This window comes from Glutamicibacter sp. JL.03c, assembly GCF_025854375.1.
In the GTDB taxonomy this organism is placed as follows: domain Bacteria; phylum Actinomycetota; class Actinomycetes; order Actinomycetales; family Micrococcaceae; genus Glutamicibacter.
In genome coordinates this window covers 2734637-2758381 of sequence record NZ_CP107575.1, presented here as the reverse complement: position 1 = coordinate 2758381, position 23745 = coordinate 2734637, and the positions used below count along the sequence as shown (strand labels likewise).

The window sequence follows — 23745 nt, the reverse complement described above, 5'->3', positions numbered from 1 at the left end:
ATTCGATCACCACCTAACGGAACGGAGAGCCATGGCCCGCCCACCTGCTGCCCGCGGCAAAGTGCTGGACGCTTATATTTCGCTATTGTGCGAAGAAGGGGAGCGCGCAGCCACGCTCGATGCCACCGCAGCACGCGCCGGAGTCTCGAAGGGAGGCCTGCTCTATCACTTCGCTTCCAAGGATGCCTTGGCTGATGCCGTCATCGAAGCCGCCGAAGTGCATATCGCCAGGGATGTGGAAGCCATGTGCAGTGCCACCGAAGGCGGCGCCGCCTACTTCATCCGCACCAGCGCAGAAGTCGATACAGAGCTGGACCGCCACCTGGTGGCCCTGCACCGGCTGGCCCAGGCCGGTGTCAAGAATGCCACCGAGAAAATTGAAAGCACCAATGAACGCTGGTACCGGGGAATTCTCGATGATGTCGGAAGCAAGGACCTGGCGCATCTGGTCATGCTCACCGGCGAGGGGCTCTACGCCGAGCTCTCTCTTCCGGGCACGTGGTACCAACGAAATTTTGATGGTGAGCTCGATCGGTTACTACAGTTGGTCTCGACACTAAAAAAGTTGGGGAATCTCAACGAACACTGAGCAGGAAGATTCAATGGCGAAAGACAGCGTTGCTACCCCCATCCGCGGACGGATAGGAGCGCTTCTGGGCATCCTGCTGTTGGCCCTTTCCCTGCGAGCTGCCGTGGTCTCAGTGTCGCCCTTGCTGGCCCGCATTGAAGCCGACATTCCTTTTACGGAGTTCACCACGGGCCTTCTGGCCATGCTCGCCCCGATCGCCTTTGCGGTCTTCGGATTGCTCACCCCGCGCCTGATCAAATCCTTTGGCCTGGAAAGGACCCTGATCATTTCGCTCGCGCTGGCCGTGGTGGGCCAGCTGGCCCGGGTCTTCATGCCAGAGGTGTATTCGTTCCTGGCCTTGTCCATCGTCACCCTCGCCGGCTACGGCATGGGCAACGTGGTGCTGCCGCCGTTGGTGAAGAAATACTTCCCCGAGAAAATCGGCTTGGTCACCAGCGGCTACGTCACGATGCTGGCCATCGGCACCTGGATGGCACCACAGTTCTCCGTGCCCCTGGCCAACCTGAGCAACTGGAAGATCTCCATCGGGTCCTGGGCTGTGCTCTCGGGCATTGTATTGATCCCGTGGATGGTGCAGCTATTTGCTGATCGCGGTATCACCCGCGCGGAACACCCGGTGAACGCCAGCGGCGACGCACATCCCATCGCCAAAATCAATCCGTGGAAGTCTAAGGTCGCCTGGGGCCTGGCCATCTACCTGGCAGGCAACTCGGCACAGACCTACGTGTACTTCACCTGGCTGCCGCCTTATCTGCAAGACCGCGGTCTGGACGAACTGGCCGCAGGCAATATGCTCGCCCTGTTCGCCATCCTCGGGTTGCCCGTGAGCCTGCTGGTTCCGCTGTGGGTCCCACGGCTGAAGAACCCGATCTTCGCAGTGCTGATTTTCACCGCCTGCTGGATCACCGGACACCTGGGCATCTTCCTGTCGCCAACCCACAACACCGCCCTCTGGGTCTGCGCCGCAGGCCTGGGCCAGGGGACTTTCGCGATCGCGCTGCTGATGATGAACCTGCGTTCACGCACCACCTACGGCTCCGGCGTGCTCTCCGGCTTTGCCCAGGGTTTGGGCTACGCCGGCGCTGCTATCGTGCCGATGCTCTTCGGCGTGGTGCAGAAAGCCACGGACTCCTGGGGCGCGGCCTTTTCCATGTTGGCTGGCTGCCTAGTAGTCATGCTCATCGGCGCGGTTATCATCAACTCGCCGCGCACCATCGAGGATGATTCTCCAAGTACCGAAGACCTCGGCAAGCTCGAACGCATAGACTAGGCGGTTCAGAAGTGGCGCTGCGGCCCATCGGGAGCCGGTGGGTTCTGCTTGGCGCGATGCCAGTGGCCTGCCGCCAACGGCACTGACCAGCCGAACCGCAGCGACAGCACACGAATGAGGAACGCGAGGCCGGCGATTCCGGCTCCCAGTCCAACACCCATGATTCCCGCATGCCAGGCAATAACCGTCAGCCCGGAACCCACCATGGCAGCGAGCACGTAGATATCGCGCGGGTTGAACAAATCCGGAGTCACGTTGGAAATCACGTCTCGCATCAAGCCTCCGCCAACACTGGTGATTACTCCCAGCAGCACCGCGGTCACTGGATTGAACTGATGCTCCAAGGCCTTCAGCGTTCCGGTAACGCAAAACAGTCCGAGTCCGGCAGCATCAAATAGCTGGACCAGGCGATGCAATTTCTGGACTGCTGGCGTGAATGCGTAAACGCACAGGGCCGCCAGGACCGGCGGGACAAAGTAGATGGGGTGTTCAAAGGTCGCGGGCGATTCATTGAGAATCAAATCGCGGACCACGCCGCCGCCCAAGCCGCACACCCCTCCCAAGAAGGCTGACCCCAGGATATCGAACCCTCGGCGGGCCGCCATCAACGATCCCGCCACGGCAAAGAAGAAGATGCCGACGAGTTCAATCATGATGTACATTCCAGTGCCCCAAGCGGGTCGGCGACGTGTGGTCAATGCCCAATTATCACCCGAAATGGCAGCTAGCGAAGAATCTTCGCGATTCTGACCATGGTGTTGTGGTTGCGCGTGGTCAGCACCCGCCGCTTGGCCTGGGCTTGCACCAGTTTCGCGACCTCATTGGCAGTGCTGGTCCCTTTGGCGACGATCCACTGCACTGCGCGCCCCGTGACCAGGTAAGGGTACGGCACGTCCAAGCCAGCTATTGCCTCCCCGAGTTCCCGGGCGTCCAGCGGACTGGCGCACAGCGTGAGATATCCGTGATGCTGTTCGACTGGTTCAGGCAATGGCAGGCCAAAGGGCCCGGCCAATTCCTCAATCTCTTCCTGGGTGAAAACCAGGGTGGGGATCTCCCGATGGTAGTGCTCACGCAGCAGCCCATTGCATTGCTCTTGGACGACCGAGGGATCATCATCCGCGGAGTTGAGGACTGCATTCCCGCTGGCCAGCAGGGTGGTGACCTCGCTGAAACCGCCCTGCTCAAGCAGCTGGGTGAGGTCTTTCATCAGGACCTTCACGCCACCGACATTAACGCCTCGAAGAAAGACGGCATACTTGTTCATCGTTTATCCCAGCTCTACTGAATCATTCTTCGGAAGGGTCGTTCTCGAACTCAAAGATCGCTAGGATCAAGAATATGCCTATGCACTTGCCTTTCGGATCCTGGCCATCATCAATCTCCGCTCAAGACGTAGCAGCAGGGACAAAGCCATTGGGAGGCGCCTGCTTCTATCAAGACCACATCATTGTCCAAGAAGGACGGCCAGCCGAAGGCGGGCGCATTACGCTCGTCGAATACAGCACCGATGGCCAGCAGGGCAAGGAACTGATCCCTGCACCGTACAACGTGCGCTCGCGCGTCCATGAATATGGAGGCTCCAGCTGGAAGCTCATTGATTCGCACACCGGCATGATCGTCTTCGCCAACTTCGCAGACCAGCGCGTGTACACGGTGCACCTTGGCCAAGGCGAGCCAACCCCGGTGACCCCCGAAAGCACCGTTGAGGGCGATCCGAAATTGCGCTTCGCGGAATTCACCCGTGGACCCGAAGGCAGCGTGCTGGCCATCATGGAAGATCTGCGAGAAGAGCCCGTACGCCATATCGTGCAGATCCCGCTTGACGGCAGCGCGGCCCAAGACGCTGCCAACATCCGGATCCTGAGCGAAGCGGCACGATTTGTGGCCGCTCCGCGGCTGAACCCCAGCGGTGACAAGCTGTCCTGGATCAGCTGGGATCACCCGAATATGCCGTGGGACTCCACCTACCTGCACTTGGCCGAAGTTACCGACACCGGGATCCTGGCCAGCAAGATCATTGCCGGCGGCGCAGAAGAGTCGGTGATGCAGCCGGAATGGCTGGACGATGATCGGCTGGCCTTCATCTCCGATGCCAGTGGCTGGTGGAATCCCTACGTATACCAAGACGAATCATCCCGCACTACCCGCCTGGTCGACCGCCCTGCGGAATTCGCCGGACCCCTATGGCAGGTCGGCACCAGCTGGTACTTGGTGGAAAACCCCCACACCCTGCTGTGTTCCTACGGGACAGGGACGACCTCGCTGGCCCGAGTGCATTCAGATACCGGGGGACTTGATGACCTTGACTTGCCTTTCACCCGGGTTCGGCCATTTGCAATCAGCAACGACTGGCTGTTGGCAGGAACCTCGTCGATGACCCACGGCGAAGAGATCACCCTGATCAATCTGGAGACCCTTGAACACCATGCGGTGACCCGGTCCATTAGCGACCTTCCGGACCCTGCCATGCTGCCCTCCGTCGAGGAATTCGAATGCAAGAATCTCGCCGGGCAGTCTGTGCACGCCCTGCTGTATCGTCCAGCCCAAGATGGCTACGCCTGGTCGGAAGATGAACTGCCGCCGTTCGTGACCTTCGTCCACGGAGGACCAACGAGCCAGGCTTCTGCAACTCTGAGCGCCACGGTGGCCTATTACACCTCGCGTGGCATTGGCGTAGTGGACGTGAACTACGGCGGTTCCACCGGCTACGGGCGCGAGTACCGCAACCGCCTGCGTGGAGCATGGGGCGTCGTGGACGTCTCTGATACCGTGGCAGTCATCGACGCACTGGTAGCCCAGAAGATCGCTGACCCCGCACGCATTGGCATCGAAGGCGGCAGCGCCGGCGGCTGGACCGTGCTATGCGCGTTGACTTTCTCGGATGTCTTCACCGCTGGCATCAGCCGCTACGGGGTTTCGGATCTGGTCGGACTGGTCCAGGACACCCACGACTTCGAATCCCAGTACATGTTCTCCTTGGTAGGCCCGTACCCCGAGGCCGCCGACCTCTACGAGAAGCGCGCACCGATCAACCACGTTTCAAAGATCTCCTGCCCGGTACTGCTGTTGCAGGGAGACGAGGACAAGGTGGTGCCTCCGGCCCAATCCCAGGTAGTCGCTGATGCGCTCGCCGAACGCGGAATCGCCCATGCGTACATTCTTTTCGAAGGCGAACAGCATGGCTTCAGAAAGTCGGAAAATATCGTGCGGGCGCTGGAAAGTTCCCTGGCTTTCTATGCGCAGATCTTCGGTTTCGAGACGGACGTGCCCGCTATCGATCTGTCCTAGGACGCGGGGAACTACAGCTCGGTGTCCGGTCCCTGCCAAGAGGTACGCAGGCGATCCATTTCGCGGCGGTCCTTCTTGGTGGGGCGCCCGGCGCCGCGTTCGCGCACCGGTACTTGCGGAATGATGACCCGTTCGCGAGGCGGCGTGTGGTCCAAATAGCATTTGGTTGCTACCGGCGCTGAGACGCGTTTGGAAAGAAGCCCGGTGACTTCCAGATCGCGGTCAAAACCGTCCTTGCGGACACGGATGCGGTCACCGGCAACAACGGTCTGTGACGCTTTGACCGGGTCACCGTTTAAACGAACATGTCCGGCACGACAGGCCGCCGTTGCCGCGGAGCGCGTTTTGTAGATTCGCACGGACCACAACCAGGCATCAAGCCGGACCTTGCCGCTGGTAGGAATTTCAACCATATGAAAAGTCTAGAACATCACAAAGGTGGCCAGATTCCTCTTAGTTCTCGCCCGCGGTGGCGTTGTCGCAGGATTCCTTGAGGCGGTCCTGCAAAGCCACGGGAGCCTGGTCACCGGCGTCGGCCAGATCATTGAGCACCTGAACCATCTCGTCAGGCAACCCGCCGCCGTCCACGGATTTCACAATGGAAGACAGAACGCGAAGCTCGCTGGAATCAATGGTGCCATCCTGCACCGGAGCGCAGGCCTGGCGGACAATTTCCTTGCTGGCTGCATCGGTGAGCTGGTCGGCTGCATTCGACGCGGTGTCCTGGACGACCGAGCATCCGGCGCTGAGAAGCGCCACCGATGTGATTGCAAACAGCGTTGCTGCTTTTCGAACTTTAACTTTCCCCATGGAACTAAATCCTAACCATTAATGATGAATTTCTGCTGAACGCCAACCGAGTCGATCATCTGAACTTCGCAGCCCGTGAGGCACAATGGTTCGGTGAGTAGCGAGCAGAAGAACACCGCCAATGACCGTGCCACCCAAGAGCGGATTATCGCCCAGCTGGCGCAGGAACTTTCCACTGAATCCACGGTTGCCACATGGCAGATCGAGGCGGCCGTAGAACTGCTCGACTCGGGATCAACTGTTCCGTTCATCGCTCGTTATCGCAAAGAAGCCACTGGCATGCTCAGCGACAGCCAGCTGCGCTTGCTCGAAGATCGCCTGCGCTACCTTCGCGAGTTGGAAGAGCGCCGGGCCGTCATCCTCGAAGCCATTATCGAAGGCGGCAAGCTCACCGATCAGCTCTCCACCGCCATCGCGGCAGCCAGCACCAAGGCCGAACTTGAAGACATCTACCTGCCCTTCAAATCCAAGAGGCGAACCAAGGCGCAGATTGCCCGAGAAGCAGGATTGGAACCACTGGCAGACTTGCTGCTTTCCGTTCCCGACACCGACCCGCTTCAGGCATCAGCCAGTTACCTCAATGCCGAGGCAGGATTCGCCACCGAATCAGACGTGCTTTCCGGGGCACGCTCCATCGTGACCGAACGCGTCTCCCAGGACGTTGTGCTCGCAGGCGAGCTGCGCGAGCGACTGTGGCGCAACGGAAAAATCAGCGCCAGTGTTTCCAGCACCGCCAGCGCGGAGGGCCAGGGCAAGTACTCCGACTACCTCGACTATGTAGCCAACCTGGACCGCCTGCCATCACACCGTGTTCTGGCACTGCTGCGAGGCGAGCGCGAAGGCGTGCTGAACCTGCAGCTGGCTGAAGCAGATCCCCGCGATGAAGACGCCTTGGCCCAGGCACGCCAGGGCTATGAAAACGCGATTACCGCATCTCTGGGCCTGAACGTGCCTGCCGGCGCGGCAACGGCGTCCTGGATTTCCCAAACCGTGCGTCTGGCATGGAAAGCCCGATTGCTCACCCGCTTCGAATCTGACCTGCGTTCACGGCTCTTTGAATCCGCGGAAGATGAGTCGGTGAAGATCTTCGCAGCGAACCTGCGCGACGTCCTGCTGGCTGCTCCGGCGGGCAACAAGGCAGTTCTTGGCCTGGATCCGGGCCTGCGTACCGGCGTGAAGGTAGCGGTTGTTGATCTGACTGGAAAGTCGGTAGAGACCGCCACGATCTATCCGCATGCCCCTGCCAAGAAATGGGATGAGTCAGTAGCGATCTTGGCCCAGCTGGCCAAGAAGCATGGAACAACGCTTATCGCCGTTGGCAACGGCACCGCGGGGCGTGAAACCGATCGTCTGGCTGCCGAAGTCATCAAGGTCCTGGGCGGTCAGGGCATCAGCAAGGTCATCGTATCGGAGGCCGGGGCATCTGTGTACTCTGCATCCGAGCTGGCCAGCCAGGAACTTCCGGACATGGATGTTTCCCTGCGCGGTGCGGTGTCGATTGCCCGCCGCCTCCAGGATCCACTGGCAGAGCTGGTCAAGATCGATCCGAAGTCCATTGGCGTCGGCCAGTACCAGCACGACGTCACTGCTTCGAAGCTGGACCGCGCTCTGGATGCCGTGGTGGAGGACTGTGTGAACGCCGTAGGCGTGGACGTAAATACGGCATCTCCTGCATTGCTCGCCCGCGTCGCTGGTGTTGGTCCGCTGTTGAGCCGGAACATAGTGGACCACCGCAATGCCAACGGACCCTTCGCAACGCGCAAGGACCTGCTGAAGGTGCCACGTTTGGGAGCCAAGGCTTTTGAGCAGTGTGCTGGCTTCTTGAGGATCACCGGCGGCAAGGAAACGCTGGATGCATCTTCGGTCCACCCGGAGGCCTACGCTCTGGCGAAGACGCTGCAGCAGACCGCTGAGGCACAGGGACGCCGGCTGGAGGAACTGAAGCCCCAGGACTTTGTCACTGAGCAGTTCGGCGAGCCAACCATTCGTGACGTGATTTCTGAATTGCGCCGTCCGGCACGAGATCCACGAGGCGAGTTTGTCACCGCTTCGCTGAAGGAAGGCGTGGAAACCATCAGCGACGTCAAGCCGGGCATGATCTTGGAAGGCACGGTTTCTAACGTCGCGGCCTTTGGCGCCTTTGTTGATTTGGGTGTCCACCAGGACGGTCTGATTCACGTTTCTGCCATGAGCACCAAGTTCATCTCTGACCCGCGTGAAGTTGTCAGCTCAGGACAAATCGTCAAGGTCAAGGTCTTGGAAGTCGACACCGCGCGCAAGCGCATTTCACTGACCTTGCGTTTGGATGATGAATTGCCAGTGGCAGGTGAACAACCTTCCAAGGGCGGCGCTTCGCGGGAACGACGCAATGCCAATGGCGGGGGATCCAGCGCGCATGTCGCGCACAACCGCAACGGACAGAATCGCAAGCAAGGTGGATCAGAGCGCAAGCCGGCGGCTCCTGGAAATACGGCTATGGCTGAAGCACTGCGTCGTGCAGGGCTGAGCCGGTAGAGTGCGGCTTGTTCGGTTTACCTAACCTTCTTTAGCATCGGCTGGGTTAACCTGCAGTCAACGTGGGATGATTCCCTAATTCGGGTTGGACTAAGTGTGTCCAAACTTCGGTGACAAGTTGGCAAAAGAGTCCTAGTCTAAAGACATGGAACTTACAGGAAAACTGGCAGAAGCCTTCAGCACCCAGGTAACTCTCGAACTAACCGCAGCGACGGTGTACCGTCAGCTGGCAGTTGAAATGGACGTCATGAGCCTTCCCGGCATCGCGGGCTGGTTCCGTGCGCAAGCTGGCGAGGAAATCGTCCACGCGGAAAAGTTCATCACCCACATGACCGACCGTTCGGCTCACCCGAAGATTGGCGAGCAGCCAGCACCGGAAGTGAACGTCAAGAACGTCGCCGACGCTTTTGCCGCTTCGCTGGCCCACGAGCAGAAGGTCTCCGAAGCAATTCGCGAGCTGTACCGCCTGGCTCAGACCGAAGGCGACATCGACTCCCTTCCATTGCTGCACTGGTTCATCGACGAGCAGATTGAAGAAGAGGCAACCGTCTCCGAAATCCTGGATCGTGTGAAGCTGATTGGCAACGACGGAAGCGGCCTGCTGCGCCTGGATGCAGAGCTCGGCTCGCGTTCTTCCGACGACTAATAGACAACGAAGCACGCATCTTCTAAAAATGGAATAAACTTAGGGAAGCAACCGGTGGTTGCTTCCCTAAGTTTTTTATTGAGGTGGTCGTGAACCAAGTGGGCTTACCACAAAAATCGGCATTAGCGTCGTCTGTAACCCTGACACACCGGACGACTGCCTCGCTCAAACTGCGCACAGGCGCAGGCCGGCACTACGTAGTGCAGAGCAACCTCGCCCACGGTACGGAACTTGCCCTCATCGAAGTCAACGGCTCATGGGCGCATGTGTTCGTTCATGGCACCTACGGATGGCTGCCGAATATCTACCTGGAACCGATTCCCGCCGTCTTTGATGAACCAGTCGTTGCCGACGAGGAACACGAATACGCTGAGCCTGTGCTCTCGCGCTATTCGCTGATCGAGGCCACTCACGTTACGACGGCTACGCTCAACCTGCGCAAGGGGAGCGGAACAGGCTACCCGGTACTCAAGGTGATCGACCAGGGCAGCAAGGTCCGTTCGATGCTCCAGCAGGGACTATGGTCGCAGGTCCAAGCGGGCAAGCTCCTGGGCTGGGTCCCGAGCATGTACCTTCAGGAAATTCCAGCGCGTCCAGCCCGCGGAGGTTTGATTGCGGTACCTAATCAGCGCGCGCTGACCACCATCCGGCTTAACGCCCGTCGAGGTCCAGGGGACCACTATTCGCTGGTGCGCATTCTGCCGGCTGATACTGCTGTGGTGATTGTGGCTCGACAGGGCGCGTGGCGGCAGATTGACCGTGATGGCGAGGAAATGTGGATCCCCGCCAGCCAGCTGCGTACGGTTTATTAAGGCTTATGCAATCTTGAGGTCCGCCGAAGTCACGAGGCCCGATTCAGCAGCGATAACGGCCAATTGAACCCTATTCTTAACCCGCAGCTCATCCATGACCCGTGCCAAGTGGAGTTTGACTGAACCTTCAGACAAGTGCGCGAGTCGCGCGATCTGACCATTGGTCAATCCTGCTGCAACGAATCGAACTAATCCAAGATCACGTTCTCCAAGCCTGCGGAATGCCTCTTGATAGATCGATCTCCGGGATATTTTCGACGTTGGCTCCCAACCATCCGTAGGTGGTGCGAAAAGTTGGTACCCTGCGACCAGCATACGAAGGGCACTTGGCAATTCTGAGCTGATCGAGCTCTTGGAAATCATTCCAGAGCATCCAGCCTCATAGGCGTGTGCGATTTCATTGCGGTTGTAGCGCGCTGCCATGACAACTACTTTGGTTTCTGGCGTCTGCCTGGAAATCTCGTTGACTGTGCCATAGAGATCGAGCCCGTCAAGAGCTGCCTCAAGGAGAACGATCTCGGGTTGCATTTCCACGGCCGCCGTCAAAGCCTCTCCGAGGCAATTGGTGACTCTCTCAAGCTCAAAATCGTCGGCTTCGGCTAGTACCCCAGAAATACCTACGCGTGAAAAGTAGTCACTATCGGCAAGATGAACGCGGATACGCGACATTAGTTATTCCTTCTCCTAAACGCGGAATTTGACCCTTTAATGCATTAGCCGTGCAAAATAGTTGCCGGTAATCAACTGTTGAGCTCAGTTTATATCCAGTCAGCCAAGTTGGTTGGCCTACTAGGTAACATATGACACCTTGCATCCAGTTTCAATGAGCAAAAAAAGTAAATAATTAGGTCAGAAAGCAAATTGCCTTGGATTTCTGCAGAACTTGGATAATAAATTACTGCCCAGTATGACCTAATGGCCAAGAATATTGGCCGCGAGGTCAGGAACTCTGACCTGAGTATGCAAAGAAATGGCTGAAAGAAACCTGTGAGGCATGCTGAGCGCTCCATAGAGTCGAAAGTGGACTTAATTCAAGGGTTCTAGACCACAATCAACATTGGAGGACAGTGGTGCAAGCTAGTAAATTGCCACCATCTAAAGGAACCAGCCGTCGCACGGCGCGTCGAGTTCTTTCTGGAGCGGTAGTGGCCAGCCTATTCGTGGCTCCGACCGTGACAGCTGCTTATGCGGCACCTAGCGATGACGCCGAGGCTCTTGGGCGAGTTCTCGATCTAAATCTTCTAGATATTCCAGTTGCCGATGCGGGGTTCGCATACGCGGGAAATCCTAGTTCGCCGGCTGCTAAGTACAACCCGCTCAATGCGCAGGCCTTGGGTGCATTGAGCCTGGACCTGGGTTCGGGGCTTAGTAGCCTTCCGCTTATCAATGCCGATGGCTCAGGTCTTCTGACCTTAGGTGATGCTGGATTGCTCAACTCATACGCTGAGGCACCAAGTGCCACAAGTGCGAAGTCTGCAGCCGGTGCAGTTAGCTCCGACGGTACGATTGCGGTCGATTCGTCAAACACTGGTGATTTGACCGCAAACGTTGATCTGACCAGACTATTGGATCAGCTTCAGGTTAGCGGTCTCACCGACCAGCTTGTAGACGAAGCATCTCTGGAAATCGGAGCTCTTGGCTCGAAAGCTGACAAGACCGACGGTACTTTGTCTACTGATTACTTGGTCGCCGGCGCCACCGCTACTGTTAGCAGCCCTGCAGTAGGCGGTCTCACCAGCTCGCTCGGAACTGTCGTCGATGATCTGGGAACTACTCTTAACACTGCGCTGTCCTCCGACGGCGTGCTTGGCACAATTACCTCGGGGCTTGGTGCAATCGATATCGATCTGAGTCCCCTTGCTCGTATCGGTGTAACTGACTCGACCGTCGCTCTTAATGGCGTTGATGCTGCGCTGCAGCAAGTCAAGGATGACGTGCTTACGGGCGTAATTACTTCCGATACAGGCTTGGTTAGCATCGATCTTGGCACCGGGGACATCAGCGTTGACCTTTCTAAGATCACAACCGGTGGACTCAACGGTAAGCCCGCGAATTACGAAGTTCTAAGCACGACCGCGGTTCAGGAAATCTCGGACGAGATTACTCTCGCCTTGGGCAATCTGGTTACAGATCTTCGTAACAGCCTGGTTGCAGCACTCGATCAGATCGACATCGTGGTGAACCTCGGTTTGGAAGCTAGCTTGCTAGTGCCACTTGCCGACGGTACCGCAACTGTCGAGGGCAGCGTTGCAAGCTTCTTGGGTCTAGTATCTGCACAGCCAACTACAAACGTTGATTTGGATTTGGCAGGCCTGAACTTAGGCTCGTTGATCACACCGCTAACTGCAGGCGTCGTGGATGTCGTCGGTGATGCATTGGGTACCGTTGTGAACCCGGTTATCGACGGGTTGCCAGCAGTTATCACCGGCGTCGTTGATGGTGTCACCGATCCGCTGGAGCCGGTAGTTGAAGGTGTGCTCAATGAAATCGTTGAGATCACCGTCAACGAGCAAGGCACGACGGCTATTGATGATCCAGATAGCGATCCTGACTCCACTGAGGAAGGGGATTTTGTTACCGCACTCTCGGTAGAACTACTGCCAGCAATGGGCGACGCAGCGAACAAGGTATCTTTTGCTCGCTCGGAAGTTCGTGCATTGGACGAGGCACCTACTGAAGCTGCGGTAGTCATTGAGACTCCGACCGAGGGACAGGAATTCACCGACGGTGATCCAGTCGTTGTATCCGGTACTGCAGAGCAAGGCAAAACTATTACCGTGACTATCGACGGAGACGCCTCGACAGCTCAGGAAGTCATTGTCGGTGATGACGGTAAGTGGTCTGCTACGTTCGAAGGTTTGACTGAAGGTACTCATACTGCTGTAGCAACTGACGGTGATGACGATGCAGAGTCCACCGACGAAGTTACTTTCGAAGTGGTCCCGGCCAACACGGCCGACAACACAGCTGAGAACACTGACGCAAACACGGATGCGAATACTGACGCAAACACGGATGCGAACACTGACGCAAACACGGATGCGAATACTGAGGTGAACTCGGCTGAGAACACTGCAGAGAACACTGACGCAAACACGGATGCGAATACTGACGCAAACACGGATGCGAATACTGAGGTGAACTCGGCTGAGAACACTGCAGAGAACACTGACGCAAACACGGATGCGAACACTGACGCAAACACGGATGCGAATACTGAGGTGAACTCGGCTGAGAATACTGACGCAAACACGGATGCGAATACTGACGCAAACACGGATGCGAATACTGACGCAAACACGGATGCGAATACTGACGCAAACACGGATGCGAATACTGACGCAAACACGGATGCGAATACTGACGCAAACACGGATGCGAATACTGAGGTGAACTCGGCTGAGAACACTGCAGAGAACACTGACGCAAACACGGATGCGAATACTGACGCAAACACGGATGCGAATACTGACGCAAACACGGATGCGAATACTGAGGTGAACTCGGCTGAGAACACTGCAGAGAACACTGACGCAAACACGGATGCGAATACTGACGCAAACACGGATGCGAACACTGACGCAAACACGGATGCGAATACTGAGGTGAACTCGGCTGAGAACACTGCAGAGAACACCTCGGATAACACGAGCGACAACACCTCGGACAACACCGAGCACCCAGTGGTGACGGTGCTGCCGAACGACGTTACTGAGGGTGATGACGTCAGCGTTATCGGTGACAAGTTCACACCAGATGGAAACGTAAAGATCATCGTGCGTGACCCGAACAACGGCGAAGAGTCCGTGCGCGAGGGCGAGGCAATTGTCGACGATAAGGGCCACTTTGATTACAAGTTTGATACCAAGGGCTTGCCAGAAGGTATCTACACCATTGAGGTCACGGATGAAGAAACTGGAAAGACCTTTACTGAGTACTTCCAGGTAAAACCGCAGGATGCCGTTGAGAACCAAGTTAACATCGACATCACGCCGAACCGAATCATCAAGGGTGAACGAGGAACCGTAACTGGTAAGGAGTTCACTGCAAACGGCGAAGTCAAGATCGAGCAGACCCCACTGGGCGAGACAACGTCAACCCTGGCCAAGGCTTTGGCCGCATCGCTACCGGACAATGCTACTGCCGACGACAACGGCGACATCAGCTTCGAGGTCGATTCCACTGACCTTGAACTTGGTAACTACCTGATCGTAGCTACTGACGTTGAGACTAACGCCTACAGCTTCACCACGTTCACGGTTGTGGCTGACGATTCGACTGAAGCGAATACTGCAGACAACACCGCAGAAAACACGGATGCGAATACTGACGCAAACACGGATGCGAATACTGAGGTGAACTCGGCAGAGAACACTGCAGAGAACACTGACGCAAACACGGATGCGAATACTGACGCAAACACGGATGCGAATACTGACGCAAACACGGATGCGAATACTGACGCAAACACGGATGCGAATACTGACGCAAACACGGATGCGAATACTGACGCAAACACGGATGCGAATACTGACGCAAACACGGATGCGAATACTGACGCAAACACGGATGCGAATACTGACGCAAACACGGATGCGAATACTGACGCAAACACGGATGCGAATACTGACGCAAACACGGATGCGAATACTGACGCAAACACGGATGCGAATACTGACGCAAACACGGATGCGAATACTGACGCAAACACGGATGCGAATACTGACGCAAACACGGATGCGAATACTGACGCAAACACGGATGCGAATACTGACGCAAATACGGATGCGAATACTGACGCAAATACGGATGCGAATACTGACGCAAATACGGATGCGAATACTGACGCAAATACGGATGCGAATACTGACGCAAATACGGATGCGAATACTGACGCAAACACGGATGCGAATACTGACGCAAACACGGATGCGAATTCGACCGACAACTCCGAGAATGACAATTCCAAGAACGGCGGCCTTGCGGACACCGGTTCTAACGGAGCTCTCTGGATTGCTGGAGGCGCACTGGTTCTGGTACTGCTCGGAGCCAGCGTTGCTGCGATCGCTCGAAAGCGTTCGGCATAGTCAAAACGACGCTGTAGTCAGAAATAGGAGGGGCATCATTGCGATGCCCCTCCCATTTCGTATTCGTGTCGCAATCGTAAGAAGACGCACGAATGTTGAAGATTCGGAGACAATGGCCTGATGAGGCAACAAAAAACTAAGCCGAAACTGTTTACAGTCTTCGTGTTACTTATTGCGGGATTGGCTGCGCTAGGACATATTGGTGCTACTTTGGCTTTCACAGGCCCTTCGACGCCAATAAAAACGTCGCTACAACCGCAATTGAATAAATACTTCCTCGGTCCTTTAGATCAAGGGTGGAGCTTGTTTGCTCCGGGACCTTATTCGCAAGACGAATACTTCACAATGAGAGCCTGTCTTTCTTCGGCCGAAGTCTGTGCCAAAGGCAGCGCGGGCGGCGCAGAATTCACAGAATGGCGTGATGTCACGGCAGAAGAAATGAAAAGCCGTGCTGGAAATATGTTTGCTAACCGTGAAACGAAGCAATCCAAATCGATCCACGGTCGATTGTGGAGCGCGGCCTCAGATCTCAGTTCAAGCGCTCGCAAACAGATCGGCAACCCGTATGTTCTGGGCACGCCGGTCTTCGGGGTTGACCTTAATTCAGCTGAAGCACGGAAAAAGTACTCTTCCTCTGAACTGAGCAATCTTCGATCTTATAAAAGAATGGAAGATACTGCAGTCGGATTCGCATCCTTATACGCAATTGAACAATGGGGCGGTGCATCTATGGTGGAGATCAAGCTGCGTCGTGAACCGATAGTTCCATTTGCACAACGGCATGATGATCAAGCCACGACGAAGACTCGCGAAACCTACATCGGTTGGCGCGACGCTAAGAAATTTGATGAATCGACGGTGTCAGTATGGAGCTAAAACAACAGCAGGTGGAAAGCCCATCGATACGAGCTTGGGTAGCGAAGAATAAACGCTTCGGTACTGATGCAGCGGGTTGGATTTACCGATGGTTTACTGAAATCCGACAGGCATCCTACGGTTTGGCAGTGATGAGAATTGCTTCAGGACTGTTTATATTGGGCTGGCTGCTCTTCAACATTCCCGTGGCCGCAAAGATTTGGGGGCCTGGCTCGGCCTACTTAGAGCCTTATCGTTCAGTCCTTGGGTATAAGTGGCCGTTAGATATTCTTCGCGACGCTGGTGTCGGATTTTTTGTTTTCTGGTACGCAGCGGCAATTTTTCTGGCTATCCTATTTGTTGCTGGTTGGCAGACCCGAATCGTCACACCACTATTCTTCATTTTTTATACCGCGATCAATGCCCAAAATACTCCGATTTCTGATGGTGGAAACTACTTCATCAGGATCATGCTGATCTACCTAATTTTTGCTGATCTATCTAAGCGCTGGTCGATTGATTCATGGCTGCGCCGACGTAGAGGCAAGAAGAGGCGTGAATTTGAAGTCGTTACGGTGCTTCATAACGTTGCCCTGTGCATGATAGTCGCGCAGCTTTGCCTCGTATATCTTGAAGCTGGGCTTTACAAGGTCCAGGGTGATCTTTGGCAAAACGGAACCGCTATGTACTATCCCGTGAATTCCGAAGCTTACGGAATTTTTCCTTGGCTCAGCGGGCTGATCACCGCCAACTCTTGGATTGTTTCACTGATTACCTACGTGACAGTTATTGCTCAGATCGCATTCCCGTTCATGCTATTCCACAAGATTAGTCGACGTATTGCCTTGGTGATGATTCTCGGTATGCACATCGGAATTGCAGTGGTCATGGGTCTACCGTTCTTCTCGGGAATCATGGCTTCAGCAGATGCAGTGCTCGTATCTAGCGCCACGTGGATAATTATTCAGAAGTGGCTTGCAGCTAGATGGAAGTCGATTTCTCCCTTCAAGAAATCGCCTCAGCCGGTGCAAGAGCTGGACGAAATCGCAGATGATGAATCTGAAAAGGCATCAGCAACAGTTTGATGAACGAACAAGCAGCTGGGAGCCAGTCCAAATTGGACGGGTCCCCAGCTGCTTGTCATCAAGGCCTAAATGCTTCAGAACATTATTCGCCTACGTAGAACAGGCGCTTGTTCACGAATTCGTCCATGCCCAGCGGGCCAAGCTCGCGGCCAAAGCCTGAGCGCTTGACGCCGCCAAATGGCATTTCAGCACCTTCGGCGCTGGCCACGTTGACGTTGGTCATGCCGGACTGCAACTTCTGGGCAACCTTGGAAGCGCGCTGCACATCGGTGGAGTGAACGGAGCCACCCAGGCCGTAAATGGTGTCGTTAGCCAGTTCGGTTGCTTCCTCGTCGCTGCTTACCTTGTAGACCACTGCTACTGGGCCGAAGAGCTCTTCGTAGTAAGCGCGCATGTCCTTGGTGATGCCGGTGAGGACTGCAGGGGAGTAGTAGGCCGATGGTCCGTCGTGCAGTACGCCGCCGGCGTGCAAGGTCGCACCCTTGGAGACAGCATCCTGAACCTGTTCATGCAAGGACTCTGCTGCCTGGCGCGAGGCCAGGGGAGCGAAGGTGCCTTCAGCCTCTTCCATTGGATTGCCTGGCTTCAATCCATCGGCACGCTTTGTCAGTTCTGCAACGAACTCGTCGTAGATGTCTTCCATGACGATCATGCGCTTGTTCGAGTTGCAGGCCTGACCGGTGTTATCGATGCGGTAGCCCCATGCGGTATCTACGATGCCTGGGACGTCATCAGAATCCAGGACAACGAACGGATCGGAACCGCCCAATTCCAGCACAGCCTTCTTCAGGTTGCGGCCAGCCTGCTCACCGATGATAGCGCCAGCACGCTCGGAACCGGTCAAGGAGACACCCTGGATCCGCGAATCGGCAATGATGGTGGAGATCTGGTCGTGGGTGGCGAAGACGTTGTTGTAAACGCCTGCTGGCACGCCTGCCTCTTCCATGATTTCCTGGATGGCCAATGCAGAACGAGGGCAGGACTCCGCATGCTTCAGGATGATGGTATTGCCCAGCATCAGGTTAGGAGCTGCGAAACGAGCTACCTGGTACAGCGGGAAGTTCCAAGGCATGATGCCCAGCAGTGGACCAACTGGGCGCTTCTGTACGACAGCCTTGCCTCCGGAGAACGACTTGATCTCCTGATCCGCAGCGAGGGTTGGGCCCTCGGTTGCGAAATATTCGAAAATCTCTTGGCAGAACTGCGCCTCGCCCACTGCTTCAGACAGCGGCTTACCCATTTCTGTGGTCATGATCTTGCCAAGTTCATCAGCGCGCTCGGCGAAGAGTGCTCCGACCTTGGAAACAATCTTAGCGCGTTCGTTGATGTCGACGTCCTGCCATGACTCGTAGGCGGACTGAGCGGCGGCCAGCGCCTGCTCAACTTGTTCGTCGGTTGCAGCGTCGAATTCCTCGACGACGTCGCCGGTAGCCGGGTTCAAGACCTTATAGGTTGGGGCGCTCATCAATGCTCCTGTCGTTTGTGCAGATTGGTCAGCGTAAGCCTGTATCTTGACGCTATCGAACTTGAATCAATAAATGAATGTAATTCACTTCATTATGCGTCTTCTTCGAGCTTATCCTCAGAAACGACTTTGAGCCAGTATGAAGAAGCAATCTTCGCCCGCGGAAAACAAGCTGTGGTTTCAAGCAAAAGCAAAGCCGTGGTCTTCCCATTGAAACGTGGGAAGACCACGTTTGGTGCAACCCCGTCAGTAGGCTGGATTCACTGCATCATCAGCTGATTGCCGAGGCGCGCCACCAGTCGATGCCCGCATCGCCCTGGGTGATTTCGGTAATCTCGGACAGTTGCGCTTCGCTGAATTCCAGGTTGCCCAGAGCGCCCAAGTTTTCATCCAGCTGCTTGGTGGATGAGGCACCGATCAGTACCGAGGTTGCAGCGCCATCACGAAGCAACCAGGCCAGTGCCATCTGGGCCAACGATTGCCCGCGCTTCTGTGCGACCTCGTTCAGGCGGCGTACCTTGGTCAGGTTCTCTTCGGTCAACTGGCTTTCCAGCGAGCGACGGCCGCCCTGGCGTTCAACGTTCGTGGTCGAAAGGTACTTGTCGGTGAGCAGGCCCTGAGCCAATGGGGTGAACGCAATCGTGCCCATGCGTTCTTTCTCCAGGGTCTGCAGCAAGCCGTGCTCAACCCACGGATTGAGGATGTTGTACGAAGGCTGGTGAATGACCAGTGGCGTACCGAGGTCATCAGCGATCGCCTTGGCCTGGGCGGTTCGTTCTGCCGAATAGGAAGAAATGCCAACGTAGGTGGCCTTGCCCTGGCGCACTAGGGTGTCCAAGGCTCCTATTGTTTCTTCCAATGGTGTCTTGGGGTCAAAACGGTGGGAGTAGAAGATGTCCACATAGTCCAGGCCCATCTTTTCTAGTGACGCTTCGCAAGAAGCCAGCAGATACTTCCGGGAACCGAAGGTGCCGTACGGGCCTGGCCACATGTCGTAGCCCGCCTTGGAAGAGATGAGCAGCTCGTTGCGGTAGGGCTTGAAATCCTTGCGCATCATGCGCCCGAAGTTCTCTTCCGCAGAACCAGCCGGTGGGCCATAGTTATTGGCCAAGTCGAAGTGGTTGATGCCGTTATCAAAGGCATGGCGGAGAATTTCACGCTGGCTGTCGAACGGCCGGTTATCTCCGAAATTCCACCACAGGCCCAACGACAGTGGAGGAAGGCGCAGGCCCGAATCTCCAACGCGACGGTAGCCGAAGTGTTCATAGCGATCGGCCGCAGCGGTATATGGACGGTGCAATTCCTTGGTAGCTGGCATTCGTTCGTATTCCACGAGACACCTTTCTGGCAGCATCAGTGCTGACTGAGTGGAGGTCAAAGGGCTTCCACCTCAGAATATGCCAGAAAATGACTCGGCCAACGTTACGTCTGGGCAAATCTGCTATGTGCGTAACGCGAAAACAATTACAAGGAGCCGAAGCTGATTAGCGGAAATTTAAATGAAGAACCGATCCGTCAGGCCAAGGAGGTAACGCCTGTGCGGATCGGTTCTTCTAGATCACTCGCACCTTGAGAAGGTATTAACCACACTAGGAGCCGAGCCTTGAAACAAGCTGAGTGCGCCGTGTGTGGTCGCCTAGGAAGTTGATTGCCTAGTAATTCGACGGAGGATCGGACGCGGGAAATGACTCGTCTTCCCATTCTTCGACAAGTGCTTCGTCGTGCTCGTCGCGGAGCTTCTTCTCTTCGTCGGGATCTACCGGCTGCCCATTGGTTGCTTGTGCGTTCATGATCTTCCCCCTTTGGAGCTATCCAGACCACTTTTGATGGCGGTGGCCTCTTCGCATGCTTTCAGTCTTCACCCATAATCGGGCATTGTCGATAGCTTTGGGCGAACTAAGATTTCACCTTCGTGATGGATAAGGGATTTAATCAGAAACATGCCGATGATCAATAATCCCCTTGATGGTTCCAACATCTTTTTCGATGATGACCGAGCCGACGGGGAGCCCATCCTGTTCCTTCACGGATCAGCCCTGTCCCGTTCTATTTGGCGAGGTTTGGGCTACACCAAGGTGCTGGGCGAGGATCATCGGACGATTCGCATGGACTTGCGCGGTCACGGCAAGTCGGCGAAGTCGCATGACGTGGCCGATTACACCATGGACAAAGTGGTCAGCGATATCCAGGCAGTCTTGGAACATCTGGGCCTTGAACGGGTGCATATCGTGGGCTATTCCTTTGGCGCCCGCACGGGCTTGCATCTGGCCATGACTCATCCAGAGCAAGTGATCTCGCTGATCATGCTCGGCGGAACTTTTGAAATTACCCCGGGTGAAATCGGCAAGCTCTTCTTCCCTGGATATCTGGAGGTCTTGCGTCGTGGAGATATTGAAGGATTCGTCTCCGGTCAGGAGGCCAACGGCAAGCTGGACCCGGCAACACGACTCGCCTTCAAGTCCAATGACCCGCTGGCGCTAGCCGCTTACTACGAGGCGGCTGAGACGCTGCAGAATATTGATCTCGCAGACCTGGCCAAAATCAGGATTCCAACGCTGATGCTCATTGGCACACGCGATCAACCGAGATTTGATCAGAACAAGATCATGGTCAGGGCCATGCCGAAAGCACGCATGGTCGCGCTGCCGGGGAGGACCCATGGCAGCACCTTGTACCCGATCGAGCCGATTGTCAGCGCTATCCGCTCGTTCTGGTCCGGACGCCAGGCATGAGCAAGGAAGCATTCGATCTAGACTGGATCTCCGCCGGGCTGGCCTTCGGGCCTAGCCGGGATGACCTGTACAAAGCTCTCGTCGAAGATCCCTCGGGCCCGTTGGTCATCCAGGCTCCGCCGGGGTCCGGCAAAACCACCGTCGTCCCTCCAACGGTGGCCAATGCGCTAGAAGAATCAGGACTGACCGGAAAAGTCATCGTCACCCAGCCACGCCGTGTGGCCGCCCGAGCCGCCGCCCGACGACTGGCGTACCTGGATGGGTCGGAACTTGGCGAGCACGTCGGTTTCGCAGTGCGCGGGGAACGCAAAAGCTCGGCAAGTACCCGGGTTGAATTTGTCACCGCGGGCTTGATGCTCCGCAGGCTGCTGGCAGACCCGGACTTGGATGGTGTTAGCGCTGTCATCATCGATGAAGTACACGAGCGTTCCATCGACACTGATTTGCTGCTGGCGATGGTCAAGCAAGTCAGCGAACTGCGTGATGACCTCTGCCTGGTTCTGATGAGCGCAACGCTGCATGCCCAGGAGCTGGCGGAATTTCTTTCGACAGAAAAACCGGCGCGAGTCTTCAGCGCGCAAACTGCCCAGTACGATGTCGAAGAAATTTTTGAGAGCTACTCATCAACGAGAGTCACTGAATTCGGAATCAAGGACGACTACCTGCGTCATGTCGCCGCTGTTAGCGTGCAGCATTCGGCAAGAGCCAATGCGGCAAGCCAAGATCCCGTCGATACCTTGGTGTTTGTGCCGGGCGTGCGAGAAGTCGAACGAGTCTGCGCACAGATCAACGCCAGCGGACTGTCCGCTCAGGCATTGCATTCCCAGATCTCTTCAGCGCAGCAGGATGCGATTCTCAATGAACCAGCCGCTGGCAGTCCGCCTCGAATCATCGTCTCGACGTCCGTCGCGGAATCCTCGTTGACGGTACCTCGCGTCCATCTGGTCATCGATGCCGGCTACGCGCGCGAACCACGGCGCGACACCTCGCGTGGAATGTCCGGGCTGGTCACGGTGGTGGCCAGTCGTGCCACGGCAACCCAGCGAGCCGGCCGTGCCGGACGACTTGGCCCGGGACTAGTGGTGCGCACCTTGGATCCGAAGGCCTTCGCCGCGGCCCCTGCCCATGCCACTCCGGAAATCCGCACCGGTGACCTGATCTCGGCCGGACTTGCTTTGGCGGCGTGGGGAACCCCCCGGGGAGAAGGGCTGGATCTTTGGGAAGTTCCGCCAGCGTCCACTATGGCCAGCGACGAGCTAGTGCTCAAGAGCCTGGGTGCCGTTGACGGCTCGGGACGTATTACAACCTTGGGCGAGCAAATGGTCAAGATTCCCTCCGACCCACGAGCCGCACGCGCGCTGCTGGAAGGCGCGCCGCTCTTCGGTGCGCGGCCGGCAGCACAGGCGGTAGCATTGCTGGCCAGCTCCGAGCGCATTAGCAGCGCGGACATGCAAGAACTCTTTGCCGCGATACGCAAGGCATCCCACCCGGGGCATCGTGCCTGGAAGCAGGAGGCAGAACGTCTGGAGAGGATGGTAGCCAGCCAAGTGCAAGGCCAGCGGGGTGCCTCTTCTCCAGTGGTCGCGCCAATCGAGGCTCTATCCGGCATCAGCGCTCTTGCATATCCGCAATGGGTGGCCCGCCAGGTTGGACACAATGAATACCTCCTGGCGTCGGGAACGCGAGCGGTACTTCCGCGCGGGAGCCAGCTGGTCCACGAGGAATACCTGGCTGTTGTCGAAGTGGCCAGGACAGGTAGCAAGGCGACAATCCGGCGGGCCATCGGCATCGACTTGCCCATGGTGCTTGAGCTCCTCCCGCAGCTGCACGAGAGCGAAGAAACCGCCGAGTTCATGGACGGAAAAATCAGCGCCCGGAAAGTCGACCGCTTTGGCGCAATTGAACTGTCTTCCCGTCCCATCAAGGCAACTGAAGAACTGGGAATGAAAGCAGTCCAGCTAGCGGTACAGGACCAAGGGCTGGAATTCTTCGGCGAGCAGGAAAGCTTTGAGGCCTTGCGCCGCCGCATGGCAGCGGCCTATCGCTTGCTGGGGGAGCCGTTCAGAGCGGTTGATGAGCAGGCCTTGATAGAACGGGCGCAAGAGTGGCTGCAACCTATTTTGCGCCAAGTCGCCCAGGGCAAAAATGCAGCCAAGACTGATCTGTATTCTGCCTTGCGCACGTTGTTGCCATGGGAGCATGCCCACGATTTCGATTCGCTGGTTCCACAGCGTCTAGAGGTTCCATCCGGGTCCAGGATCATGATTTCCTACCCTGCCGTTGGAGAGGCCGGCCCAGCGGTCGTGGCCGTCAAGCTCCAGGAGTGCTTCGGCTTGGCTGAATCACCGCGTCTGGTTCGAGGGAAACTGCCTGTGCAATTCCACCTCCTATCACCCGGCGGTCGTCCACTGGCGGTGACCGATGATCTGGTGTCTTTCTTCAATGGTCCGTATGCCCAGGTACGCTCCGAAATGCGTGGGCGCTATCCGAAGCATCCTTGGCCGGAAAATCCGTGGGAGCACGTGGCCACGGCGAAAACGAAAAGCCGCCTCAACCAGCAGTCATGAGTAACGAAGGGTGTGGTCCCGGCCA

General features: G+C 56.6%; 19 protein-coding genes. 11 read left to right on the top strand and 8 right to left on the bottom strand.

Going from position 1 to position 23745, the window contains the following annotated elements; genetic code table 11:
- Positions 1–31: 31 nt before the first annotated feature.
- Both OF385_RS12765 and OF385_RS12760 read left to right on the top strand, forming a co-directional pair.
- Entirely contained in the window at positions 32–589 is a 558-nt protein-coding gene (locus OF385_RS12765; protein ID WP_264275691.1) for a TetR/AcrR family transcriptional regulator, read from the top strand.
- Positions 590–602: 13 nt separating this feature from the next.
- Positions 603–1859: a CynX/NimT family MFS transporter gene (locus tag OF385_RS12760; protein WP_264275690.1), complete on the top strand. Its 1257-nt coding sequence runs from the start codon at positions 603–605 to the stop codon at positions 1857–1859.
- Between the two features lie 5 nt (positions 1860–1864).
- Here OF385_RS12760 and OF385_RS12755 read toward each other — a convergent pair whose 3' ends face one another.
- Positions 1865–2521, bottom strand: a complete 657-nt coding sequence (locus tag OF385_RS12755; RefSeq protein WP_264277929.1) for a trimeric intracellular cation channel family protein — start codon at positions 2519–2521, stop codon at positions 1865–1867.
- Between the two features lie 62 nt (positions 2522–2583).
- Positions 2584–3123 carry a DUF1697 domain-containing protein gene (locus OF385_RS12750; protein WP_264275689.1) on the bottom strand — a complete coding sequence of 180 codons (540 nt, stop codon included), beginning with the start codon at positions 3121–3123 and terminating at the stop codon, positions 2584–2586.
- A 74-nt stretch (positions 3124–3197) separates the two neighbouring features.
- On the opposite strand from OF385_RS12750, the gene OF385_RS12745 reads away from it, so the two are divergent.
- A complete protein-coding gene (locus OF385_RS12745) occupies positions 3198–5147 on the top strand; it encodes a S9 family peptidase (protein ID WP_264275688.1) in 1950 nt (649 codons plus the stop codon).
- Between the two features lie 11 nt (positions 5148–5158).
- Here OF385_RS12745 and OF385_RS12740 read toward each other — a convergent pair whose 3' ends face one another.
- Both OF385_RS12740 and OF385_RS12735 read right to left on the bottom strand, forming a co-directional pair.
- Positions 5159–5560: an RNA-binding S4 domain-containing protein gene (locus tag OF385_RS12740; RefSeq protein WP_264275687.1), complete on the bottom strand. Its 402-nt coding sequence runs from the start codon at positions 5558–5560 to the stop codon at positions 5159–5161.
- A gap of 40 nt (positions 5561–5600) precedes the next feature.
- Positions 5601–5906: a hypothetical protein gene (locus OF385_RS12735; protein ID WP_264275686.1), complete on the bottom strand. Its 306-nt coding sequence runs from the start codon at positions 5904–5906 to the stop codon at positions 5601–5603.
- 144 nt (positions 5907–6050) lie between these two features.
- Here OF385_RS12735 and OF385_RS12730 point away from each other — a divergent pair, with 144 nt between their 5' ends.
- From OF385_RS12730 to OF385_RS12720, 3 genes are all read left to right on the top strand, one after another.
- Positions 6051–8471 (top strand): Tex family protein, encoded by a 2421-nt coding sequence (locus OF385_RS12730; protein WP_264275685.1) that lies wholly within the window; start codon positions 6051–6053, stop codon positions 8469–8471.
- A gap of 145 nt (positions 8472–8616) precedes the next feature.
- The gene (locus tag OF385_RS12725) at positions 8617–9117 is read left to right on the top strand and encodes a ferritin (protein WP_061954119.1); all 501 of its coding nucleotides are present in this window, start codon (positions 8617–8619) and stop codon (positions 9115–9117) included.
- 200 nt (positions 9118–9317) lie between these two features.
- Positions 9318–9929, top strand: coding sequence for an SH3 domain-containing protein (locus OF385_RS12720; protein ID WP_264275684.1), 612 nt, complete (start codon positions 9318–9320; stop codon positions 9927–9929).
- 3 nt (positions 9930–9932) lie between these two features.
- Here the strand turns inward: OF385_RS12720 and OF385_RS12715 are convergent, their stop codons facing one another.
- Complete coding sequence (locus OF385_RS12715; protein WP_264275683.1) at positions 9933–10598, bottom strand: LuxR C-terminal-related transcriptional regulator; 666 nt, start codon at positions 10596–10598, stop codon at positions 9933–9935.
- 398 nt (positions 10599–10996) lie between these two features.
- Between OF385_RS12715 and OF385_RS12710 the strand changes: the two genes are divergently transcribed.
- The 3 genes from OF385_RS12710 to OF385_RS12700 all read left to right on the top strand — a co-directional run bounded on the left by OF385_RS12710 (position 10997) and on the right by OF385_RS12700 (position 16956).
- Positions 10997–15016 carry a choice-of-anchor G family protein gene (locus OF385_RS12710; protein ID WP_319019113.1) on the top strand — a complete coding sequence of 1340 codons (4020 nt, stop codon included), beginning with the start codon at positions 10997–10999 and terminating at the stop codon, positions 15014–15016.
- A 120-nt stretch (positions 15017–15136) separates the two neighbouring features.
- Positions 15137–15892: a DUF5819 family protein gene (locus tag OF385_RS12705; RefSeq protein WP_264275682.1), complete on the top strand. Its 756-nt coding sequence runs from the start codon at positions 15137–15139 to the stop codon at positions 15890–15892.
- Entirely contained in the window at positions 15883–16956 is a 1074-nt protein-coding gene (locus tag OF385_RS12700; RefSeq protein WP_264275681.1) for an HTTM domain-containing protein, read from the top strand. Before OF385_RS12705 ends, OF385_RS12700 begins: the two co-directional genes overlap by 10 nt.
- Before the next feature lie 82 nt (positions 16957–17038).
- Here OF385_RS12700 and OF385_RS12695 read toward each other — a convergent pair whose 3' ends face one another.
- The 3 genes from OF385_RS12695 to OF385_RS12685 form a co-directional block, all read right to left on the bottom strand.
- On the bottom strand, positions 17039–18421 hold the full coding sequence (locus tag OF385_RS12695) for an NAD-dependent succinate-semialdehyde dehydrogenase (protein WP_264275680.1): 1383 nt from the start codon (positions 18419–18421) through the stop codon (positions 17039–17041).
- Between the two features lie 271 nt (positions 18422–18692).
- Positions 18693–19775 carry an L-glyceraldehyde 3-phosphate reductase gene (mgrA, locus tag OF385_RS12690; protein WP_413468158.1) on the bottom strand — a complete coding sequence of 361 codons (1083 nt, stop codon included), beginning with the start codon at positions 19773–19775 and terminating at the stop codon, positions 18693–18695.
- A gap of 298 nt (positions 19776–20073) precedes the next feature.
- A complete protein-coding gene (locus OF385_RS12685; protein WP_264275679.1) occupies positions 20074–20211 on the bottom strand; it encodes a hypothetical protein in 138 nt (45 codons plus the stop codon).
- Between the two features lie 156 nt (positions 20212–20367).
- Between OF385_RS12685 and OF385_RS12680 the strand changes: the two genes are divergently transcribed.
- Positions 20368–21153 (top strand): alpha/beta fold hydrolase, encoded by a 786-nt coding sequence (locus OF385_RS12680; protein WP_264275678.1) that lies wholly within the window; start codon positions 20368–20370, stop codon positions 21151–21153.
- A complete protein-coding gene (hrpB, locus tag OF385_RS12675) occupies positions 21150–23720 on the top strand; it encodes an ATP-dependent helicase HrpB (RefSeq protein ID WP_264275677.1) in 2571 nt (856 codons plus the stop codon). Before OF385_RS12680 ends, hrpB begins: the two co-directional genes overlap by 4 nt.
- Positions 23721–23745 lie beyond the last annotated feature (25 nt).